The following is a 20,808-nucleotide window of genomic DNA, read 5'->3' on the forward strand; positions in this document are numbered from 1 at the left end:
ATTCATCTCTCCAAGACCTTTATATCGCTGCACGCTGGAACCACCACCCATTCTTTCCGTAATTTCATCACGTTGTGCGTCGTTCCATGCATATTCTTTTTTGTTTCCTTTCTTTACCATATATAAAGGAGGTGTCGCGATGTAAACGTGTCCGTTCTCAATCAATTCCTTCATAAATCTAAAGAAGAAGGTTAATATTAAGGTAGAAATGTGAGAACCGTCGACATCGGCATCACACATGATTACTACTTTATGGTATCTTAATTTTTCAATATTCAAAGCTTTCGAATCTTCTGCCGTTCCTATAGTTACCCCAAGAGCCGTGAAAATGTTTCGGATTTCCTCATTTTCAAAAACTTTATGGTGCATCGCCTTTTCAACGTTCAGGATTTTACCACGCAACGGAAGAATAGCCTGGAAATTTCTGTCACGACCTTGTTTTGCAGTTCCTCCCGCAGAATCTCCCTCAACAAGGAAAACTTCACATTTTGCCGGATCCTGTTCTGAACAGTCGGATAATTTACCCGGTAATCCGCCACCGCCCATAACGGTTTTTCTTTGCACCATTTCACGCGCTTTTTTAGCAGCGTGACGCGCTTGTGCAGCCAAAATAACTTTCTGAACGATTACTCTTGCATCATTTGGGTTTTCTTCCAGATAGGCTTCAATCATATCGCCTACGGCCTGGCTCACCGGAGAAACTACTTCTCTGTTACCCAATTTTGTTTTGGTCTGTCCCTCAAATTGAGGTTCTGAAACTTTTACGGAAATAATAGCCGTAAGACCTTCACGGAAATCGTCTCCCGTGATTTCAAATTTCAATTTTTCCAAAAGACCGGAAGCATCGGCATATTTTTTAAGCGAACGGGTCAAACCGGTTCTGAAACCTTGCAAATGCGTTCCTCCTTCGTGAGTATTGATATTATTTACATAAGAGAATATATTCTCCGAGTAGCTGGTATTGTATATCAAAGCAACCTCCACAGGTATTTCACCTTTTTCGCTTTCCATGCTGATTACATGCGAAATAATAGGCTCACGGTTGCCGTCTAAGAAACGGATGTATTCTTTAAGACCTTCATCTGAATGGAAAACTTCACTCAGGAACTCTCCTTTTTCATCTTTTACTCTTCTGTCTGTAAACGTAATCGTGATCCCTTTGTTCAGGAATGAAAGCTCACGCATACGGGCAGAAAGGGTGTCATATGAAAATTCTGTTGTTTGCGTAAAAATAGTATCGTCCGGATAAAACGTCTGTCTTGTTCCACGTTTTTCCGTCTCCCCGATTTGTTTTACCGGATAAAGCGCTTTTCCTCTTTCATATTCCTGCTCATAAATTTTTCCATCGCGGAAAACAGTAGATTTCATATGATTGGACAAGGCGTTTACAACAGAAACACCTACCCCGTGCAAACCTCCGGAAACTTTATAGGAATCTTTATCGAATTTACCTCCGGCACCAATTTTAGTCATTACAACCTCAAGTGCGGAAACGCCTTCTTTTTTATGAATATCCACAGGAATTCCACGCCCGTTATCTTCAACGGTTACGGAATTATCTTCATTAATGGTAACGGATATAGTGTCGCAATGGCCACCCATTGCCTCATCGATTGAGTTATCGACAACTTCATAAACTAAGTGGTGCAAACCTCTTACACCTACATCTCCAATATACATCGACGGACGCATTCTTACGTGCTCCATCCCTTCTAATGCTTGAATACTATCGGCTGAATAATTGCTCTTCTTGATTTCTTCGCTCATATATAATCTGTCTAAAAAGGTATTTTTTTGTTTAACGAACAAATATATAAAAACAGGAGTGATAATCAGCCACAAAAGGAGATTTTAGCACTTAAGTTATCAACATTTTTAAGGTTTGTCCATTTATTTTTCAACATAAAGCAGGCCTTTTAAAAAAGCAAAAAGCGCCACCCTAAAGTGAACGCTTTTGCAACAAACAAACTAAACTTTTATTTTTAAATCAGGCTACAGCACCGGTTTTTGATATCGCCGTATCCGCCTGTATGTGGGCCGCATTTGCCCTGCCGCTAGGGTCTAAGTTTTCCTGCCATTTCGGTATCCATTTCCTCACGGTCTGTGCCGCACTTAACTGCGGAAAATGTTTATGGAAAATATCGCGGTAGAAGTAGGCTTCTTTCGTTACCGGTGTATTGTATGTAAAACGCTCGGCAGCCTGTTCCATTTGCAAATCTGTAACCCGGGAAGAGCAGTACTCTATCAGCGTGTCAATCCAGCTATAGCCTACTCCATCTGAAAACTGTTCTTTTTGCCTCCATAATACTTCTTGTGGCAGATAAGGATTTTCAGGCGTGTCAAATGCCTTTCTCAGGATGTATTTTTCAACTCCGTCATATGTTTTTGGCTGCTTTTCTTCCGGACGGATACTGATTGCCAAATCCAGAAATGCCTTATCTAAAAACGGAACTCTTGCTTCCAGCCCATGTGCCATTGTTGACTTATCAGCACGTAGCAAATCGGCAGTAAACAGTTTCTGTACTCTTTCAATAGTTTCCTTTTGAAAATCTTCTGTTGATGGTGCATTTCTGAAATAAAGATAGCCTCCAAAAATCTCATCGGCTCCTTCTCCAGACAGCACTACTTTCACACCCATGTCTGTAATCGCTTTCGAAAGGAAATACATTGGCGTGCTGGCCCGTATCGAGGTTACATCATAAGTTTCCAGATGCCAGATTAGTTTATCCAGAATTTCAATTCCCTGCTCAATCGTAAAATAGATTTCATGGTGGTCTGTGCCTAAAAATTCAGCCACTTTTCGGGCTGCTTTTGCGTCAGGAGCTTCTGCATCCAATCCTATAGAAAAGGAACGCAATTCCTTACCTTTTTCCTTTAATAGCCGTGCCGCTATAGATGATGTTAACGATGAATCAAGCCCGCCGGAAAGCAATACTCCAATAGGCACATCACTCATTAGCCTTTTTCGTGTCGCCTCGGTCAAAGTTTCGCGAATTTTTACCAAATCCAACGCTTCCGTAGCTTTTTCATGGTCTTCATATTCCGGCCTGTAATACTTCACAAAGCCCGTTTTTTGCGTATAATAATGTCCGGGAGGAAAAGTAGCGAATGTCTTGCACTGGTCTGCCATAGGCTTCATTTCTGAAGCAAAATAAATACGACCTCTTTCATCAAGTCCATAATACAAAGGTTTCACTCCAACCGCATCTCTGCCTGCTATGAAATCATCACCATCAATGATGACAAAAGCGAAATCACCATCCAGCATATTCAGAAAATCATATCCGAACTCCTCATACAGATGTACGATTACTTCCGAATCTGATTTGGTTCTAAAAGTATGGTGTTTCAATACCGTATCTCTAAGTTCCTGATGGTTGTAGATTTCACCATTATGAACCATATAGGCTGACCTGGTTCCTTTAATTGGCTGCCTTCCTGAATGGAGGTCAATAATAGATAAGCGTTCGTGGCTTAAGATATGTCCGTTTTCCGTCACATGCAGGTCACTTTCATCCGGTCCTCGATGCGACATTCTTTTGGAAAGCTGCCTTACTAATTCTTCGTCTTTTCCTTTTCCTATAATTGCTAATATCCCGCACATATCTTTACTTTTTAAATTCGATTATTTTATTAAAGCAAATTTGTGGTTTTTGTTTTATTTATTAAACTATAAATTTGTTTTTAGTTACAAATTAAAATTAAAATAAAAACTTTTTAGCAATTATGAAATTTTATCCGTCTGAAAACAGCCCATTTGGTTTATTTCATAAAAAAACCATCCGTTTGGATGGTGATTTAATTTCTTTTTTATTGGACTTCTTCTATCAGGTATTTTGTGCCGTTAATTTCAAAACTATAACCAACCTGCTGTCCCAGAAGCTTATTTCCTAATGGTGATTGCGGTGAGAGTGCAATAATATTTTTCCCTTCTATTTTAATTTTTGGAAGTGCTGCGCTCATGAACAATAAGATTCCGTTTGCTTTGACCACACTTCCCAAGGTAATTATTTTGGTTTCTTTTGAAGCATCAATCTTGTCAAGGACGCCTTTCTGCTCCAGAAATTCTTTTAGCTTGTGATTGAGTTTTTCCTGCTCCAGATGCATCATGGACAGTGCTGTTTCATGTTTGTCTCCGGCAGAGCCCTTTGCATCATTTTGGGCATCATCTGTCAGGTTTGAAATCATATCCTGAAAGGCATCGATTTTATCCTGTACCAATTGCTTATAATAATGTAGTGTTTTTTCTTTGAGTGTCATTGGGTATTTTTTAGTCGCGGATAAAACAGATGACGCTGATTTTCGCTGATTTCTTTTTGGAATAAAAAAGCCTACAGGTAAATGCAGGCTTTTTGATATTTGTGATTTTTAGATTTCTGATTTTTGACTTTCGACTTTTGACTTTTGACTTTTGACTTTTGACTTTCGACTTATTAAAAATCAAATTTATAGCTTGCCCCCAACAAAACCTGGATTCCTTGTACAGGATAATTTAGCCATTTTTGATAATCCTGACTGGTGAGGTTATTTCCTTTTAGAAAAGCCGTAAGCCTGTCGTTGTATTTATATCCTACATGCATATTCAAATCAAAATAGCTATCCAGGGTTACAGTTTCTAATTCGTTTCTCAACAGGGAAGTGTAGCTAAAAACATCTTTTCTTTCGCCTACAAAGAAAACGCTGGCTCCTGCATACCATTTTTCAGTAATATTGAAGTCAAGGTTTGCCGCTACCTGAAGTTCCGGAAGATTCCATGCTTCCGCCAATTCATCTGTCTTGTAGCTATTGAATGTTCCGTTTATGCCAAAAGAAACGTTTTTAGAAAAATCAGCCTTCAGCTCTCCAAAAAAGCTCATCGTCTTTACATTATCATATAAGACACTGAAGGAGTTCCCAAAAGCATAGCCTTCCTGATTTGGGTTTTCATTATTGTATGGATTACTAAGGAAAACAGCCTTTCCGTCTTCATTTTTGTATGAACCTCTAATATTAAAGCTAACATTATTTGCTATTTTTCCTTTTAGACCAACATAGATATCATATTTCTGGTCAGTTGGAGCAATTGACAGAGTTGGCGACACGAAAAAGTTTTCCTGTGTAAAATCACGGTATGAATTCTGCTTCAGGCTACCTTCTGCTCCGGCATAAGCAATCATGACATCCCCTACGATTCTGTAGGTAGCCGTAATCTGTGGATAAACAAAGAATTTGTTATCGCTGTTTTCATTATCCATGCTATAAAAAAGCCCGGCTCCCAGGTTGACTGTCAGGTCATCTTGCTGGTATACAAAACTTGGCTGTATACCAATATTGGTAAAGCCATAATTAATAGCTGTTGTACCAAAATAATCTTTTTCAAAAGATCCGCCCAGATAATCCACTATGAAATTCGCATTAATCTTGTTTCCTGAAATTTCAAAACCAACAGTAGGTTTTACATAAAATCTGTTCTCTGAAGAACCGAAAGCATCAGAGAAATGGTTGAATTTCAGGCTTGCTTCTTTAAAGATACTTTCTTTGGCACTGATTCGGCCTCCCAAATAAATATTCTGGTAGGTTTGCTGCGGATCGATACTGTTTATAAGGTCTTGCCTGTCTTGCGGATCAGCCAGATCATTGGCAAAGTCATTTCGCAATCCGTACCAATTATATACCTGGTGCTGATAACCGGCATCTACATTCCAAGAAAAGTCTTTTTGCTGATTCCCATATGTCAGGTCAAGGGATGTATTATAGAATTTGTCATCCAGCAAAAGGTCATCAATACCTCCCTGCGAAGAAAGATGGCGAAGCATTCCTCCCACATATTCGTTACGGTTCAGGTTTTCGGTTACAAACAATTCCGCATTCAGAGTACCATAGTTTCCAACACCCAAAGTTGCATAATTCTTATATAATTTTTCCTGTTTTGCCTTGTCAACAGAAGCAGCCCTTCCTTTTGCCGGCGTAAAAGTAGAAGCTACCGGAAAGGAAAAGATGTTGTATTTGATTTCTTCCTTTTTTGTATTGTCTTCGTCTTCCAATGGCGGTGTTTCTTTCACTTTAAAAGCATCAGAAATAGTTGGCGTATATGGCTTTACCACGTTTACAACTTCGGTTCCGATATTCTCATCCTTCTTTTGGGCAAAAACGCCTTGCAGGCCAGCGAAAAGAAATAATAAAGCAATCTTATATTGGGTTTTATGTGTCATATTACTTAAATTGTATTTAGAATGAGATGTGATTAATTCTGGATGGATGAGTTGCGTTTGGCTTCTTCTCCTTTAATAATATCCAATTCTTTTTGGGCTTCTTCAATAACGTCCGGATAATCCTTAAAATTTTTAAGGACGCTTTCCAAAATGTAATTTGCCTGGAAGCTGTCTTTTAGTCCGTAGAAATTTTTCGCCATTACAACCAGTCCTTTGGCTCCAAAATATTTATATCCGGAATAGTCTTTGGCCAATTTCTGTACGGCTGTATTTGATGCCTCAAATTTCCCGTCTTTATTTTTGAAATAGGCATCATAAAACAATGCTTCTGCTGCCAGTTCTCCCTTAGCAATGGTCTGCAATTTTGCATAGGCTGCTTTGGCTTTAACCTCGTCATTGATTTTTATTGCAGAACGTGCCACTATAACCTGGGCATCACTTTTTACCCTGTCGTCTGTTTTCGCATTTGCCAAAACTTTTTCAGCATATACTACCGCATTAGCGTAATCTTTTTGCTCATAATACGATTTCATGAGATTGGACTGCGCAAATGTTATGTTTTGCGGATAATCGGCCTCCGTTTCTAATCTTTTCAAAACCGGAACTGCTTTTGCATAATCCGCTTTTTTGAGCAAAATCTGAGACAGTCTTGCAAGCGATTGCTCTGTAAACTCATTTCTTGGTTTTGCAATTACAAATTCATAATTCGGGATGGCATTATTTTCCAAACCATCTGCAAAATAGGATTGCGCGAGATAGAAATTTGCTTTCAGAGAATTGATTCCGTTCGGGAATTTCGCTATATAACCGCTCAATGCTGCAATTGCGGGTTTGATGTTATTCTGAAGATATTGCTTTTCAGCCGCTCCGTATGTATCATTATCCAATTCTGCATCAGACACTTCAACAAAGTCCAGGGTTTTTACCCAGGTAGCATATTCGTCTACTTTTCCTTTATCCAGATAAATCAGCCTTGCTGTCGATACGGCCTCCAAAGCTTCCGGAGTATTTGGAAATTCGGCTACTACTTTTTTAAGTTTGGTTAGTGCCTGATCATCTTTTTCTGCATTATAATACACCAATCCCTGACGCAGGATAGCTTTTGATGTATAGGAACTTTCTCTGTATTCTGCAATCAATTTATCATAGGTCTGAATAGCGCTTTCGGTCTTTTTTTCTGCTACATAGGTGTTTCCTAACTCATAAAGGGCATCGTCACGAAGTTGTGATTTAGGGAAGTTCTTGATAAAGCTGTTGAGCTCTTCAATTTTCTTTTCGTTTCTGGCCACAAAACCATAGCTGATTGCTTTTTGATAAGCAGCATAATCTGCATCAACGCCTTTGATTTCAATAGCTTTGTTATAGGCCTCCATTGCCGGCCAGTATTTTGAAGAAACATAATAACTGTCACCCAAACGCAAATAGGCATCATTCAGACGAACCTTATCGTCTTTTGGACCTGAAATATAGCTTTGGAAGTTGGTTGCGGCCTGATCGTAATCTTTCAGCTTAAAATAGGCATAACCCAGGTTATAGTAAATGTTTTTATTCTCCGGCGTGTTTTTAGCTTCGGCATCACCTAAAAATTGTTTATAAGTAAGTACAGCTTCTTTAAAACTATCCAGAACATATTCTGTTTCTGCTTTCCAAAAAGTGGCACGGGCTGTGAATCTGGCATTGCTTCTTTCTCCTAAAGATTTCTTGAACATGGCAAGTGCCTCCTGATAATTGCCATCCGTATACAATTCCAAACCTCTGTAAAAAGTAACTTTTTGATAGGCCTCTCTATTAGAAGCTTTATTTTTTTCCAATAATGTGAGTGCTTCTTTATAGTTTTTTGAGGTGATGTAGGAGTTGATTAGAAGTGTTTCGATTTCTGCCCGACTCGGATTGTTTGGATATTTTTCAATAAAACCGTTTAAAACGGCAGGAATGCTCTGGTAAGAGTTACCAATTTCGTAGCTGAGTTTGGCATAATTCAGATAGGCATCTTCCTGGATTTTTGCATCAAATGCCATTTCAGAAGCATTTTTAAAGGCATTTAGCGCCTGTTGCTTCCTGTCGGTTTTTAAGTAGCTTTCTCCTAAATGATAATAGGCATTCTGTGCTACAAAATCTTGTCCGTCAATAATTTTATTGAATTGTGAAATCGCATTTTCGTAGTCGTTTTGCTTGTAGTAAGCATATCCAAGCTGGTAAAAATCGGTATTATTCCATTTTCCTTTTTTCCCTTTGTATTCGTTCAGGTATGGAATTGCCTGATCGTATTTTTTTAAATTGAAATAGCTCTCTCCTATAATTTTGTTCAATTCCGATTTTTCCAAAGCATTTGATTTAGCCATCGCTGCTTTCCCCAATTCTATCGCCTTATCAAATTTGCCCAATTTGAAGTTCATGTCTGCTTGGAAGTAAGACATCTTCTCCTGATATTTTTCTTCACCGGAAACCTCATCAAATAATTTGGTGGCTTTGGTATAATCATCCGACTCATAGGCCATGAAACCCAAATAATACTTTGCCTGAGAACCGTATTCTTTTGAATTCAGCACCTGGTTGAAATAATTTGTAGCTTCTTTTTTATTTCCCGCTGTAAAAAAGGTATAGCCTTTTTGGAAGTTATATCTTTCTCTGTCATTATTGCTTAACGAACCTTCGTCAACCTTGTCAAACCATTTGAGCGATTGCGGATATTTACCCTGCTCAAAGTAATAATGCGCCACTTCAATATAGGCCTGATTTTGCTTGGTACTGGTCGGATAGTCTTCTACAAAACTTTCCATCATCTGATCAGCATTAGCCTGATTCAGGCGGATAGCGCAGTTCGCTATATAGTAAGCACAATCCGCTTCGATATCCGAATTCTTATTGCTGTTGTCAGCTTTTACTTTTTCGAAAATAATCTGGGCAGCCTGATACTGCTTGTCGTTATAAAGCGAAACGGCTTTATTGTATTCCGTTAAATCGTTGGTATAAATTGCTGTCTGCTGAGCAAAAACCGGAGCGGTCCCTATAAATGAAAACAACAGAAATAACCTTGAAAGTCTGTGCATTTTTAATGGTTTTGTTTAATATCCAAATATATCAAATTCTTAAGTTTATAACGGAAGCTCTTTTGTGTTTATTGTAAACATCTTTTTTAACATTTGAAGTTTTATGCTATTGCGGTTTGGGAACATTGAAACTCAAAAGAATACAAACCGACAGAAATTAAAAACAACGATTTGCAATTTAATTTTGATAAAGCACGTTAACTTATTACTTTTACAACATAAACAAGATTACTATGTCGCAACCTGTGCTTTTTTTAAGAAACGTAAATATCTATCAGGAGAAAAACCTCATTTTATCGAATGTAAATATTGAAGTAAAACATGGCGAATTCCTTTATATTATTGGAAAAACCGGTTCCGGAAAAAGCAGCTTCATGAAAACTTTGTATGCTGATCTTCCTCTAACGGAAGGACAAGGAAGTATTGTGGACTATGACCTGGCGACACTTAAAGAAAAGAACATTCCTTACCTGAGACGTAAAATTGGTATTGTATTCCAGGATTTCAAATTGCTCCCGGACCGAAACGTACAGGAAAACATGATTTTTGTTTTGAAAGCCACAGGCTGGACAGACAAACAGGAGATGCAGGTTAAGATAGAAGAAGTTTTGGAAAAAGTGGGCATGAAGAACTTTGCCAATAAAATGCCGCATCAGCTATCCGGAGGAGAGCAGCAGCGAATTGCGATTGCAAGAGCCTTGCTGAATGACCCGGAAATTATTCTGGCAGATGAGCCTACGGGAAACCTTGATCCGCAAACCAGTGTTGAAGTTATGGATGTATTGCGAAAAATCAATGCAAACGGAAAGACAATCATCATGGCAACGCATGATTATGCCCTTTTGATGAAATTTCCTTCCAAAACATTGAAATGTGACAGCGGTTCTGTTTTTGAAGTGGTTCAAAGAACAGTTTAACGGTTTAGGCTATCTAAAATTCCTAATAAGATTTGGGCATTTGTTCTATCATTTAAATATTCTTCCAGTACTGCTTTTTTCTTTTCGCCATCCAAATACGGTTGCGATTTCAGGAAATTAATAAGTGAAATTAATTTCTCTTTTGAATCTGTTTTTATGCAGAAATCCGAGACGATTTCATCATCAATAATATTCTCATTGATAATACAGAAACGGCTCCTGAATAAAGAATTCAGCAATTTAAGCTTGGTACCCGACCTCTGAAAAGAAAGGATTAGATTAATATGTGCCTTGCCCAAAAGCTGTTTCAGCATTTCGAAATCTTTTAAAAATACAAATTCTATATTTTGGGTATTTCCAATCAGCCTTCTGACCATTTTTTCTTTTGACCCTGAGGCTATTACAAGCTTATAATCCAAATCCTTAAAAACCTCAATAAGATATTTCACAACCTTTCGATTGTCGGAAGTCCTTAAATCTCCATGATAAAAAGCATATTTACCAAATCCTTCTATAATTTCAACCTTTTCATTGCCATGGAAGACGGGAATATAGGATGAGTTGTGGAATCTTGAATTGACATAGTCATTTTCAAACCTGGAAAGTGCCAGAACTTTGTCAAAGTGTTGTAATTTCTTTTCATATGATTCGTACTTTTTGCTTTCCAGAAAATACAAGGCCTTTTTAATCAGATTGTTTTCACTTAAAGCAATTCCCTTGAAATAGTCCTGTTCCAGATTATGCAACCGGATGACTTTTACCCTATTTTGTAACAATTTATCTTCAAAACAATAAGCCGTTTTTAGGCCTTCGTATAAAATAGGGGCATTATTTTTTTTCAGGTTATTTAAAAGTTCCCTGTTGTTTCTGGAAAGTACAGAAAACGGGGTTTTTGAAAAGAAATAAAATGGATTGTGCGAGTTTTTATAGAAATATACCTCTGAAACAATGGCGTCCAATTCCGGACTTTGTTCAGGCACAGAATTTACAAAACAGTGCAGATAAATCGCATAGCCAATCTCATGCAGTGCTTTTATCTTATAAAAAACTTCGATGGCACCTCCATAATTGGGAGGAAACGGGTTGTCAAAGCTAACTATATGAAGTTCTTTTTTCTGCATAGATAAAAACAAAAATACAGTTTTTAGGCTTATTTCAATAAAAAAAGTACTTTTGACAAAAACCTCATAACCTCTTTAAGAATGCCTTTTTTTTCCGTCATCATACCTTTATACAACAAGGAAAACAGCATTAGAAATACGTTAAGCAGCTTATTGGCGCAAACGTTTAACGATTTTGAGGTTATTCTGGTAAATGACGGTTCTACAGATAATAGTGAAGCAAGAGCCTTAGAAATCAGCGATACCAGAATCCAACTATTCTCTACAGAAAACCAAGGCGTTTCTAAAGCACGAAACTACGGGATAACAAAAGCTTCCGGCACTTTGGTTGCTTTCCTTGATGCTGATGATTATTGGTTTCCTAACCATTTAGAGCAATTGTCCAATCTGTATAAGATGTTCCCGGAATGTGGTCTTTACTGCACAAATTATGAGCGTTTTTTTAATGCTGATAAAGTAATAAAGCCAAAACATATTGACATTCCTTCCCATCCTTGGCAGGGAATTGTAAAGGATTTTTTTAAGTCGAGCTATATTGACAGGATAGCCTGGACTTCGGCAGTTGCCGTTCCAAGAACCATCTTGAATGAAATTGGAGGATTTAAAACCACAATTACGTTAGGTGCCGGAGAAGATACGGATTTATGGATTCGCCTTGCCTTGCAATATGATGTGGCTTTTGATAATGAAATTTCCTCCAGACACGTGCTTGATGCGGAAAACAGGATTTCGTTGGAAAAAACACTAAAGCGTTCCTATGCGAGACTGGATGAATTTCAGGAAGAAGAGAAACAAAACCCGTCATTAAAGAAATACCTCGACCTTCACAGAGTTTTTTTTGCCATACAGCATAAACTGGCCGGCGATATGAAAACTTACAATTTCTATATGCAATCTGTTGACAAGACCAATATTCCCTTAAAAGCTAAATTGGTAATGGCGATGCCTGTTTTTGTTGCCCGAAAATTCTATGCTTTTAAAAAATATCTTGAGCGCAAAAATATTCTGGTGTCAATTTATGACTGATTTACATGTTCTATAAATTGGTCGAATTCCCTGATATAGTCCTCTTCCTGATAGACTTCTGAAGCGATAACAAGGCATACGGCACCAGACGAAAAATTCCCTAATTCTCTCCAGGTTGTTGGTTTTATCAGAAGTCCTTTATCGGGTTTGTTAAGTGTAACCACTTGTTTTTCCTTACCGTCACTCAACATTACATCAAAACTTCCTGATAGCGGAATCAATAATTGCATTAATGTTTTGTGTGCGTGACCGCCCCTGTAGGAACTGCTGGGAACATCGAACAGGTAATAAACACGCTTAATTTCAAAAGGAACAACCTCATTTTCAATAACGGCTATGTTTCCTCTGTAATCTTCTATTTTAGGAATTTCAATAATTTCAATATTCATTACCTATTTTATTTTTAAATATTCAAGCCATTCGGCACCTATTTTTTCTACCGAAAAGCGTTCTATGCTTTCAAAGGCATTCTCTCTGCAAGTTGCACGTAATGTCTCATTTTCATTCATTTCATCCATTGCCTTGACAAGGGCATCGAAATTCTGGTCTTCTACCAAAAGTCCATTTTTGCCATTTTCAATCAATTCCCGCGGTCCGGACTTGCAATCAAAGGCCACTACAGGCACACCGCAGGCTAATGATTCTGTTATAATATTGGGCAATCCTTCATTTTTACTTGCCAGAATAGTAAATCGTGCCGATTTCATATACTGAAACGGATTGTTCTGGAAATCCAAAAATACTACCTTATCTCCAAGTTTTTCAGATTGTGCTACGTTTTGTAAATATTCTTTTTGCGGACCATCTCCAAGCAATACTAACCTGATGTTTTGGGAAGGAAGCTTCGAGGCCGCATATCCCCGAATCAGCTTATCAAATTGCTTATTATTATCAAAAACCATTCGCCCTGCCGCAAAAACATATTCGAAATTCAAATTTATCCTTTCTTTTGACAGGGATACAATTTTATCAATTTCAAGCGGATTATAGATTGTTTTCAGGTTTTTATATCCGTATTTGTTCCTGACTTTCTCCTCTATTTCTTTCGATACGCAAACAATACCATAGGCGTTCGAAAAAATATTTTTTGCTAAAAATTTATTTTTAGGGAAATACCAATCCGTATTATAGCTATGAATCATGGGTATATACGGTGCTTTGTAAGCAAATTTCGTTATCAGGAATTCCTTAATCTGGTTGTTTCTGGTTCTTACGTCGATTATATAATCAAATTTATTCTCTTTGATATATCTTTTCAGTATCAGAAACCGTTTCAGATTATTCCATATGCCGTTTCCCTTATCTTTCAGTTTGCCCAGGTTTAGCAATTCTCCTGAGAAATCATAAGTCACCTCATCTAAGATGACAATATTATGTACCTCTATATTTTTGCTGGAAAAAAAATTTGACAAAATAGCATGAATCTTTTGCGCGCCACCATTTGAAAGAGTAATTCCTATCAAACATATTTTGGTTTGATGCATCTGTTGCTACTTTTTTAATTATTTTTGAAACAAATATAAACAATTATGAGGATTCTACTCGTTGGAGAATTCAGCAGGTTACACAATTCATTAAAGGAAGGACTTACTGCTTTAGGACATGAAGTGCATATTGTGGGTACCGGAGATGATTTTAAAAAATATCCTGTTGATTTTCCAATTTCTTCAACATTAGTAGCTTCCAACTCCTTACTCAGCTTCTGCAACAGGATTACCCGAAAATTGTTTAGGCTGGACCTTGAAGCCTATGAAAGGGCTTATCGGTTTCGAAAACTACTGCCAATACTAAAAGGTTATGATGTTGTTCAGCTGATTAATTCCAATGCTATAGAAACCTATCCCAAATTGGCGCTAAGGCTTTATGAAAAGCTATTTGCCCAAAACTCAAAAAAATTTCTTTTGATTTGCGGAGACGAGACTCCAATTGTTGATGTCCTGCTAAAAAACAATTTGAAATATTCTGTACTCACACCTTATTTCAACAATCCAACCGCCAACAAAAAGTACTATAATTATACGTTGAATTATACCAACAACCAGCAGCGTAAGCTTTTTGATTTTGTACAAACAAATTGCGACGGGCTGTTAGTATCGGACCTTGATTATAAAATCCCGATGGAACAGACAGGATTCGATTTCACATTCATTCCTAATCCGATAAATACCGATAAACTTGAATTTATTCCGATGGAAATCCCATCTAAGATTGTTATTTTTCATGGAGTTAATAAGTATAGCGCTGTCAAAAAAGGAAGTTCTGTTTTTTTAGAGGCACTATCCAAAATAGAATTAAAATATGGTGATAAGGTCGAAATCAGAATTGTCAATAGTCTGCCGTATGACGAGTACCAAAAATACATACGTTCGGCCCATATTATTCTCGACCAGATTTATGCTTTCGACCAGGGTTATAATGCTTTAGAAGCAATGGCAATAGGAAAAGTTGTTTTTACAGGAGCTGAAACAGAGTTTCAGGAGTATTATCAGCTAACGGATAGTGTGGCTATTAATGCTTTGCCTGATGTTGAATCTATAGTACAACAGCTTTCGTTTTTGATTGAAAACCCAGAAGAATTGACTTTGATTGGAAAAAGGGCTCGCCAATTCATTGAAAAAGAACACCATTTTGTCAAAATCGCTGAAATATATACCGAAAGCTGGAATACAACTAACCCTTAATTCATGAAAACAATTCAGGCCAATAGTATCTATCGTCTTTTATTCTTTCTTATCCTTGCTGTATATTGTATTTTCACGGCAAGGTATGGTTTTGAAACATGGGATACGGGGTATATTCCGGGTTACTCCTGGCGAATTGCTAACGGACAGGATGTTTATAAAGATTTTGTATACAAAGCTCCACCGTCGACACTATATTTTCAAGCCATTTTTATTAAAATACTTCCTGAAATTGGCCAATTTTATTTTATAAAAGTCACAAATTATTTGCTGTTTGGTTTGCAGGTAGTTCTGGCTGTCAAAAGTTTTACCAATTTTTATCCGCAGCAAATAAAGTTCAACAAATGGGCTTTAATGATACTTGGGCTTGTCATTTCCTTATTAAACTTTACCGCCTATCCATGGCCTACAACAGACGGTCTGTTTTTCTCCGTCATTGCATTGTATATCCTTTCTTTAAGTAAAAAATCAAGCAACCTTCAGCTCCTGGCAATTGCCCTGTTTTGCCTGTTGTCATCACTTACAAAACAGTCCTTTTATTTGATTCCCTTTGGGTTTCTGTTTGCCATAACCTGCTTGCAAGGCATTAAAAAAGGCCTGTTTTTCTTTTTGTATCTGGTTCTTTTTTTACTGCTTTTCCTCTCATGGGTGGCTTATACCTCTTCGCTACATGAATTTTTAGAGCAGACAACGGGACAGACCCATTTTAAAGACCTTCTTTATTCCGGTTTTCTGGATTATATAATTACTTATCCCAGAATTTCTGTTTTTATTCCTTTGCTTATCGTATCCGCTTTTTTATTGTTTTACTTCCCAAAGCAGAAACCCCTAACGATTCCGGGATATTTAAAAAACCTGTCAATTGTTTTACTTGTTTTCTCTTTTTCCTTATGCTTTTTCAGCGATTTTTTAATCGCTTCCAGAATTGCAATGCTTTCGACTGTTTTGGCCGTAATCAGTAAGATAATAAAAGATTGGAAGCGTTTTTACTATTTCGTCCCCATCCTGCTGGTGCTTTTGATTGCCTGGAGCTGTTCTATAAGCATGGGCTATAATTACCCTATCTTCTTCTCGACCGGAATAATCCTTTCAATTACCGTTTTATTTGAAGAAGAATTAGATAAAGTATATAACCAAAAGCTATTTATCTTTACTGGTAGTATCATTTTAGTATTGGCTTATTCTTCAAATCTAAAACCGTATAGAGAAAAACCATTTTCAGAATTAAATTATTCGCTTGCAGAGGTTTCACCAAAATTAAAGTACCTTATAACTAATAAGGACACTGGCGAAAAATTGCTCGACCTTAAATCTCTGGTCAAAAAATATGGCAATAATTATATTGTTGCTCCCAGTTTTCCTATGGCGCATTATGTTTTTAATACCCAAAGCGTGTTACCGGCAGATTGGCTCACAAATAATGAGATAAACAGAGATCCGGAACGGATTTTAAAGATTGCTGCAAAAAAGGAAAATTTTATCTTTTTCGAAAAAAGCTTTCTGGAAGGCGAGGAATTTATGTTTGAAAACAGAGATGATTTTAGTGTTACCGCTATGTATATCTACCGAAATTTCAAAAAAATAGATGAAACAGCGCATTTCATCATCTTCAATACTCAGGAAAGAAATGAAATATACCCCACTATTGTAAGGAAATCAGTTCATTAAAAAGACTACCCTTTTTTCTTATTGTAATGGAAATATATTTTCAGAATCTGAAATGGAAAAATCAGGAATTCTTTTAATTTTATGGAAGTATTTCCTTTTTCAATCCAGATTTCTAAAGGAAATTCTTTAACAGTTGCCAACGAATCGGAATAGCTCATTTTATATCGTAACAGCATTTCAACATCAAAAATCCATCGGGTTAGAAATGGTTTATCAAATAGTTTTTTTGCTATATCGCCCTTAATGATTTTTGCTCCGCATTGCGTATCATAAACCGGAACGCGTAAAATCAGCTTACTGATTATGGTGGCGAAGATTCGACCGAAATAGTGTCTTGCCTGTGACCTTACCACTTCATTTCCCAGAAGCTTTACGCGGCTTCCCAAAACAATATCAATATCCCTGTTTTTTTTCGCATAGTCCAGTAATTTTATCATTTCAGAAACCGGAGTCGAAAAATCTGCATCGAGATAGCCAATATATTCGTATTCTTTTGGATTGTGTAATATGCCTTGCCTAATCGCTTCAGCCTTACCTGAGTTTTGAGATAAACTATATACAGTACAGTTTTGCAATTCCTCAGAAAGCCTGTTTAATACATCCAAAGTATCATCAGAACTCCCGTCATTTATCAACAGGAAATCTATTTCTTTTGAAGCATCGATGATTTCCCGATAAGAATCAAATGAAATTCTTTTTCCTTCATTATAAAATGGTATAATAAAAAGTGCCTGATTCATTTAGTTTTGTTTAGACATTAATACCCACTGCCGACAGGCTTCATTTTAATTTTGAAATAAACTCCCAACACCAAAAAATAGAACACATACGTAAAAGCATGGGCCTTAACAATACCTTCAACACCATAGAAGTCAATAAAAAGGATACTGGACACATATAAAACTCCCAAAGAAATGAGTTCTGTTACGATAAAAGCCAATGTCATTTTTTTTGCAAAAAATTCATACCCTAAAATCATCGAAGCTACTTTGAAGGTATCGCCTATAAGTTGCCATTGAAATAAGTCTTCAACCGGTAAAAACTCTTTTGTAAACAGTAATTTAACAATAAAGTCTCTAAGGATATAAATAATTGCAGCGACAAAAATAAAAAGCGGCAAAATTGTTTTGTAGTAGCTGTAAAACACTTTTTTAGTTTCGTGATTGTTGACAGCCATTATAAGTTTTGGAAGGAAATAAACTGTTAGCAATGTCGAAATAAACAACAGATAATTGGAAGAAATCCTTTCCATTGCAGACCAGTATCCGGCTTGTTCTTCTCCTAACTTTTCAATGACATTATTTCTTATGTTCAGATAAACCAACGGACCAAAGAATCCTGACACAAAAGCCATCAATGAAAATGAAGACAGGTTTCTGATAACGTCAAAATCGAAGTAACGGAAATGGATATATTCCCGCACATTCATCAGTGACCTGAAGTACAAATAGGCAACTATCAAAAGTAGTGCAGGTGTGGCTGCAATCGAAATCAAGGCTCCGGCAATATTCAACTTCCATATCAGAATCACGGAAATGAGCAATCCGATGATATTTCCAAAAATAGCAATGTAAATTACCTTATGAAATTTCCCGAAACCATTCAGAATGCTTGTAAAAAAAACATTCATCACATAAAACGGAATTGAAATCGCCAGAATTGAAATGACAAAATCATAATTATTTCGCTCTCCGAAAACCTGGTTGTTCCAAAAATTACTAAAGATAAAAAGAGCCAGAGCAAAGAGTACAGAAGACACTAATAAGGCTATAAAAACAGTAGAAATTACTCTTTTCAACCGGTCTTCATCATCTTTGTTTTCAGCAGTATATTTTACAATTCCGTTCTGAAAACCCAAAGTGGTTATTGTTTCGATGGACGAAAAAAAGTTTCGCATATTGCCTACCAAGGCCATGCCCGGAGCTCCTAAAAAAACAGCAACAACCTTTGACGACACTATGCCTATCAGAAGCTTTATGATTACGCTGATACTGTTCAAAGAAGTTACCTTGAATAGCGAAGACCCTACTATTTTCTTTACAGAAACCAATTAGAATTTATTAATTATTTCAATTACATAGCTTACCTCCTCGTCTGTCATTACCGGACTTATAGGCAGACTTAAAACCTCACGATGGATTTTTTCCGTAATTGGAAATGACAAACCACCCATATAAGAAAGTGCTTTTTGATGGTGTGGTGGCGTTGGGTAATGAATCAGGGTCTGGATGGTATTGGCTGACAAATACTCTTGTAATTCTTCCCTGTTTGCAGTCCTGATTACAAAAAGATGAAAAACGTGATTTTGCGTACCATCAAAGAAAGGCAGTTTTATCTTATCATTCTTAATTTCTGACAGATAACGTTCCGCTATTTTTTTCCTTACCGCATTTTCTTTATCCAGATTTGGCAGTTTTACACTCAAAAAAGCAGCCTGTAATTCATCCAGACGTGAATTTATACCAATATAGTCATGGACATATTTTTTTTCGGAACCATAATTACGGATTGCAAAAATCATCTTTGCCAACGCATCATCGTTTGTTGTGATGGCTCCCGCATCGCCTAAAGCTCCCAGGTTCTTTCCCGGATAAAAACTAAATGCTGCGGCATCGCCCCAGTTTCCTGATTTTTGAGAATACAGAACAGCACCATGACTTTGAGCTGCATCTTCTATCACAAGCAAATTGTTTTTTTTTGCCAACGTATTAATTTCTTTCATTGGAGCCAATTGTCCGTAAAGATGAACGGGCAGAATCGCTTTTGTTTTAGATGTAATGGCTTTTTCTACGGTGTTAGGGTCCAGATTGTACGTCTCCAAATTGGGTTCGACCAACACGGGTATCAGGTCTGCCTGAAGCACAGCCAAAATACTGGCGATGTAGGTGTTTGCCGGAATGATTACTTCATCTCCTTTATGGAGTTTTCCTAATTGTATATAGGCTTTAAGAATCAGTACCAAAGCATCTAGTCCGTTTCCAACGCCAATGCAATATTTTGTGCCGCAATAGTGGGCAAAATTAGTTTCAAATGCCTTGATTTCATCACCTAGAATATACCAGCCCTTATCCATGACAGTTTTCATCTTATCTTGAAAAGCCTGTTCATAAGGCTGATTTACTTTCTTTAAATCCAGAAATTTTATCATATCAAAACATTTTCTAGCTTGTCATAATTGGAAGTAGCGATTTCATAAAAATCTTGTGTAAGTGTCCTGGCACCAAAACTCTCTTTCCAGAAAATAAGGCCTTCGTTAAGTTTTCGTCCGTTTTCCTCATTTGAAATACCAAAATCAAAGAATCTTTTATCCTTAAACACTTCAAGAATCAAATGGCTGTATAGGAAATCAAGTGAACCCAGTTCATTTTTTTCATTTTGACCAGAAACATATTGAGGATGTGCAACATTTTTAGAAATAAAAATGGTAGTTCCGGCAACTATCTTTCCTTCAAAATACACATTAAAATGTCGGATATTCTCCGGAAATAAACGATGGAGTTTTTCAATTTCTTCAACCGTATGAACCGGTTTGGCATCATGTTTCGCAGAAATGTTCGGAATAAGAATTTCATCCCAGAATAGCCTGAAATCAGGCTCTTCTTTTATGGTCAACCCTAATTGTTGTCCTCTGCGTACACAAGCTCTTCTGGCACGGGAAATCTTATGCGGTCTCGAATTATCAATAACAGATAAGGCGTCTCTTCTTGTCAGTTTTGCATCTGCCAAAAACAGGGCGTAATTGAGTTCGTCTGAAGGATAGTCAAAATAAATAGACGGCATCATCTTAAAATGGAGTTTCTTTATTCCAGCAGCTTCAAGATATTGCATTATGTTTTTTACAATAAGGAGCATCATGGACTGTTTCAATTTTACATCACAGACTATACCTCCATAAGTGAGCCCCTGGTGTGAGAATACGGTATCTCCCACTACATTTGCCGGCAACACCGCAATCCAGTTTTCACCATCTAAAACCACAAGGGAATAGTCACGAAACCTGTCACTATGATATTCCATAAAATCTCTATGAAACAAAAAGGTAGCATTTTTGGCATTAGCCACAAAAGCATTCCAATTAAGATAGTCTCCAGCTTGATATTTCCTGACAGTATAGTTTCTCACGGCTTGTTTTTATGCTTTGGAAAAGTACTAAT

Annotated in this window: 17 protein-coding genes; 5 read left to right on the forward strand and 12 right to left on the reverse strand. The window is 37.1% G+C overall.

Annotated features, from left to right (window positions below):
* The 5 genes from BGO88_RS05920 to BGO88_RS05940 all read right to left on the reverse strand — a co-directional run.
* Nucleotides 1-1,767: DNA topoisomerase subunit B (locus BGO88_RS05920; RefSeq protein WP_286706279.1), on the reverse strand; the 1,767-nt coding region annotated here is incomplete at its 3' end.
* A 220-nt stretch (nucleotides 1,768-1,987) separates the two neighbouring features.
* The gene (asnB, locus tag BGO88_RS05925) at nucleotides 1,988-3,604 is read right to left on the reverse strand and encodes an asparagine synthase B (protein WP_101472991.1); all 1,617 of its coding nucleotides are present in this window, start codon (nucleotides 3,602-3,604) and stop codon (nucleotides 1,988-1,990) included.
* A gap of 206 nt (nucleotides 3,605-3,810) precedes the next feature.
* Nucleotides 3,811-4,260, reverse strand: coding sequence for a hypothetical protein (locus BGO88_RS05930; protein ID WP_286706280.1), 450 nt, complete (start codon nucleotides 4,258-4,260; stop codon nucleotides 3,811-3,813).
* Nucleotides 4,261-4,433: 173 nt separating this feature from the next.
* Nucleotides 4,434-6,191 (reverse strand): TonB-dependent receptor, encoded by a 1,758-nt coding sequence (locus BGO88_RS05935; RefSeq protein WP_286706281.1) that lies wholly within the window; start codon nucleotides 6,189-6,191, stop codon nucleotides 4,434-4,436.
* Between the two features lie 32 nt (nucleotides 6,192-6,223).
* Nucleotides 6,224-9,241, reverse strand: coding sequence for a tetratricopeptide repeat protein (locus BGO88_RS05940; protein WP_286706282.1), 3,018 nt, complete (start codon nucleotides 9,239-9,241; stop codon nucleotides 6,224-6,226).
* A 233-nt stretch (nucleotides 9,242-9,474) separates the two neighbouring features.
* Between BGO88_RS05940 and BGO88_RS05945 the strand changes: the two genes are divergently transcribed.
* Entirely contained in the window at nucleotides 9,475-10,158 is a 684-nt protein-coding gene (locus BGO88_RS05945) for a cell division ATP-binding protein FtsE (RefSeq protein ID WP_056072895.1), read from the forward strand.
* On the opposite strand, the gene BGO88_RS05950 is transcribed toward BGO88_RS05945, so the two are convergent.
* Nucleotides 10,155-11,279 carry a glycosyltransferase family protein gene (locus BGO88_RS05950; RefSeq protein ID WP_286706283.1) on the reverse strand — a complete coding sequence of 375 codons (1,125 nt, stop codon included), beginning with the start codon at nucleotides 11,277-11,279 and terminating at the stop codon, nucleotides 10,155-10,157. The genes BGO88_RS05945 and BGO88_RS05950 overlap by 4 nt on opposite strands.
* An 81-nt stretch (nucleotides 11,280-11,360) precedes the next feature.
* Here BGO88_RS05950 and BGO88_RS05955 point away from each other — a divergent pair, with 81 nt between their 5' ends.
* On the forward strand, nucleotides 11,361-12,305 hold the full coding sequence (locus BGO88_RS05955) for a glycosyltransferase family 2 protein (RefSeq protein WP_286706284.1): 945 nt from the start codon (nucleotides 11,361-11,363) through the stop codon (nucleotides 12,303-12,305).
* Here BGO88_RS05955 and BGO88_RS05960 read toward each other — a convergent pair.
* Both BGO88_RS05960 and BGO88_RS05965 read right to left on the reverse strand, forming a co-directional pair.
* Complete coding sequence (locus BGO88_RS05960; RefSeq protein ID WP_286706285.1) at nucleotides 12,296-12,694, reverse strand: sugar 3,4-ketoisomerase; 399 nt, start codon at nucleotides 12,692-12,694, stop codon at nucleotides 12,296-12,298. The genes BGO88_RS05955 and BGO88_RS05960 overlap by 10 nt on opposite strands.
* A 3-nt stretch (nucleotides 12,695-12,697) precedes the next feature.
* Entirely contained in the window at nucleotides 12,698-13,768 is a 1,071-nt protein-coding gene (locus BGO88_RS05965; RefSeq protein WP_286706286.1) for a glycosyltransferase, read from the reverse strand.
* A gap of 66 nt (nucleotides 13,769-13,834) precedes the next feature.
* Between BGO88_RS05965 and BGO88_RS05970 the strand changes: the two genes are divergently transcribed.
* Together BGO88_RS05970 and BGO88_RS05975 are read left to right on the forward strand one after the other, a co-directional pair.
* Nucleotides 13,835-14,986, forward strand: coding sequence for a glycosyltransferase family protein (locus tag BGO88_RS05970; protein ID WP_286706287.1), 1,152 nt, complete (start codon nucleotides 13,835-13,837; stop codon nucleotides 14,984-14,986).
* Between the two features lie 3 nt (nucleotides 14,987-14,989).
* A complete protein-coding gene (locus tag BGO88_RS05975) occupies nucleotides 14,990-16,654 on the forward strand; it encodes a hypothetical protein (protein WP_286706288.1) in 1,665 nt (554 codons plus the stop codon).
* A gap of 5 nt (nucleotides 16,655-16,659) precedes the next feature.
* On the opposite strand, the gene BGO88_RS05980 is transcribed toward BGO88_RS05975, so the two are convergent.
* A complete protein-coding gene (locus BGO88_RS05980) occupies nucleotides 16,660-17,394 on the reverse strand; it encodes a glycosyltransferase (RefSeq protein WP_286706289.1) in 735 nt (244 codons plus the stop codon).
* Between the two features lie 17 nt (nucleotides 17,395-17,411).
* A complete protein-coding gene (locus BGO88_RS05985; RefSeq protein WP_286706306.1) occupies nucleotides 17,412-18,611 on the reverse strand; it encodes an O-antigen translocase in 1,200 nt (399 codons plus the stop codon).
* On the opposite strand from BGO88_RS05985, the gene BGO88_RS05990 reads away from it, so the two are divergent.
* On the forward strand, nucleotides 18,529-18,708 hold the full coding sequence (locus tag BGO88_RS05990) for a hypothetical protein (RefSeq protein WP_286706308.1): 180 nt from the start codon (nucleotides 18,529-18,531) through the stop codon (nucleotides 18,706-18,708). The genes BGO88_RS05985 and BGO88_RS05990 overlap by 83 nt on opposite strands.
* Here BGO88_RS05990 and BGO88_RS05995 read toward each other — a convergent pair.
* Complete coding sequence (locus tag BGO88_RS05995; RefSeq protein ID WP_286706290.1) at nucleotides 18,705-19,802, reverse strand: DegT/DnrJ/EryC1/StrS family aminotransferase; 1,098 nt, start codon at nucleotides 19,800-19,802, stop codon at nucleotides 18,705-18,707. The genes BGO88_RS05990 and BGO88_RS05995 overlap by 4 nt on opposite strands.
* Complete coding sequence (locus tag BGO88_RS06000) at nucleotides 19,799-20,776, reverse strand: GNAT family N-acetyltransferase (protein ID WP_286706291.1); 978 nt, start codon at nucleotides 20,774-20,776, stop codon at nucleotides 19,799-19,801. The genes BGO88_RS05995 and BGO88_RS06000 overlap by 4 nt, the downstream gene beginning before the upstream one ends.
* Nucleotides 20,777-20,808: the final 32 nt, after the last annotated feature.

This window comes from Flavobacterium sp. 38-13, from assembly GCF_001899155.1.
Classification (GTDB): domain Bacteria; phylum Bacteroidota; class Bacteroidia; order Flavobacteriales; family Flavobacteriaceae; genus Flavobacterium; species Flavobacterium lindanitolerans.

Coding starts and splice junctions, on each gene's coding strand:
- BGO88_RS05935 (WP_286706281.1), bottom strand. CDS start 6,191: ATGACACATAAAACCCAATATAAGATTGCTTTATTATTTCTTTTCGCT.
- BGO88_RS05950 (WP_286706283.1), bottom strand. CDS start 11,279: ATGCAGAAAAAAGAACTTCATATAGTTAGCTTTGACAACCCGTTTCCT.
- BGO88_RS05955 (WP_286706284.1), top strand. CDS start 11,361: ATGCCTTTTTTTTCCGTCATCATACCTTTATACAACAAGGAAAACAGC.
- BGO88_RS05930 (WP_286706280.1), bottom strand. CDS start 4,260: ATGACACTCAAAGAAAAAACACTACATTATTATAAGCAATTGGTACAG.
- asnB (WP_101472991.1), bottom strand. CDS start 3,604: ATGTGCGGGATATTAGCAATTATAGGAAAAGGAAAAGACGAAGAATTA.
- BGO88_RS05960 (WP_286706285.1), bottom strand. CDS start 12,694: ATGAATATTGAAATTATTGAAATTCCTAAAATAGAAGATTACAGAGGA.
- BGO88_RS05975 (WP_286706288.1), top strand. CDS start 14,990: ATGAAAACAATTCAGGCCAATAGTATCTATCGTCTTTTATTCTTTCTT.
- BGO88_RS05945 (WP_056072895.1), top strand. CDS start 9,475: ATGTCGCAACCTGTGCTTTTTTTAAGAAACGTAAATATCTATCAGGAG.
- BGO88_RS05995 (WP_286706290.1), bottom strand. CDS start 19,802: ATGATAAAATTTCTGGATTTAAAGAAAGTAAATCAGCCTTATGAACAG.
- BGO88_RS05940 (WP_286706282.1), bottom strand. CDS start 9,241: ATGCACAGACTTTCAAGGTTATTTCTGTTGTTTTCATTTATAGGGACC.
- BGO88_RS05990 (WP_286706308.1), top strand. CDS start 18,529: ATGGACGAAAAAAAGTTTCGCATATTGCCTACCAAGGCCATGCCCGGA.
- BGO88_RS05980 (WP_286706289.1), bottom strand. CDS start 17,394: ATGAATCAGGCACTTTTTATTATACCATTTTATAATGAAGGAAAAAGA.
- BGO88_RS05970 (WP_286706287.1), top strand. CDS start 13,835: ATGAGGATTCTACTCGTTGGAGAATTCAGCAGGTTACACAATTCATTA.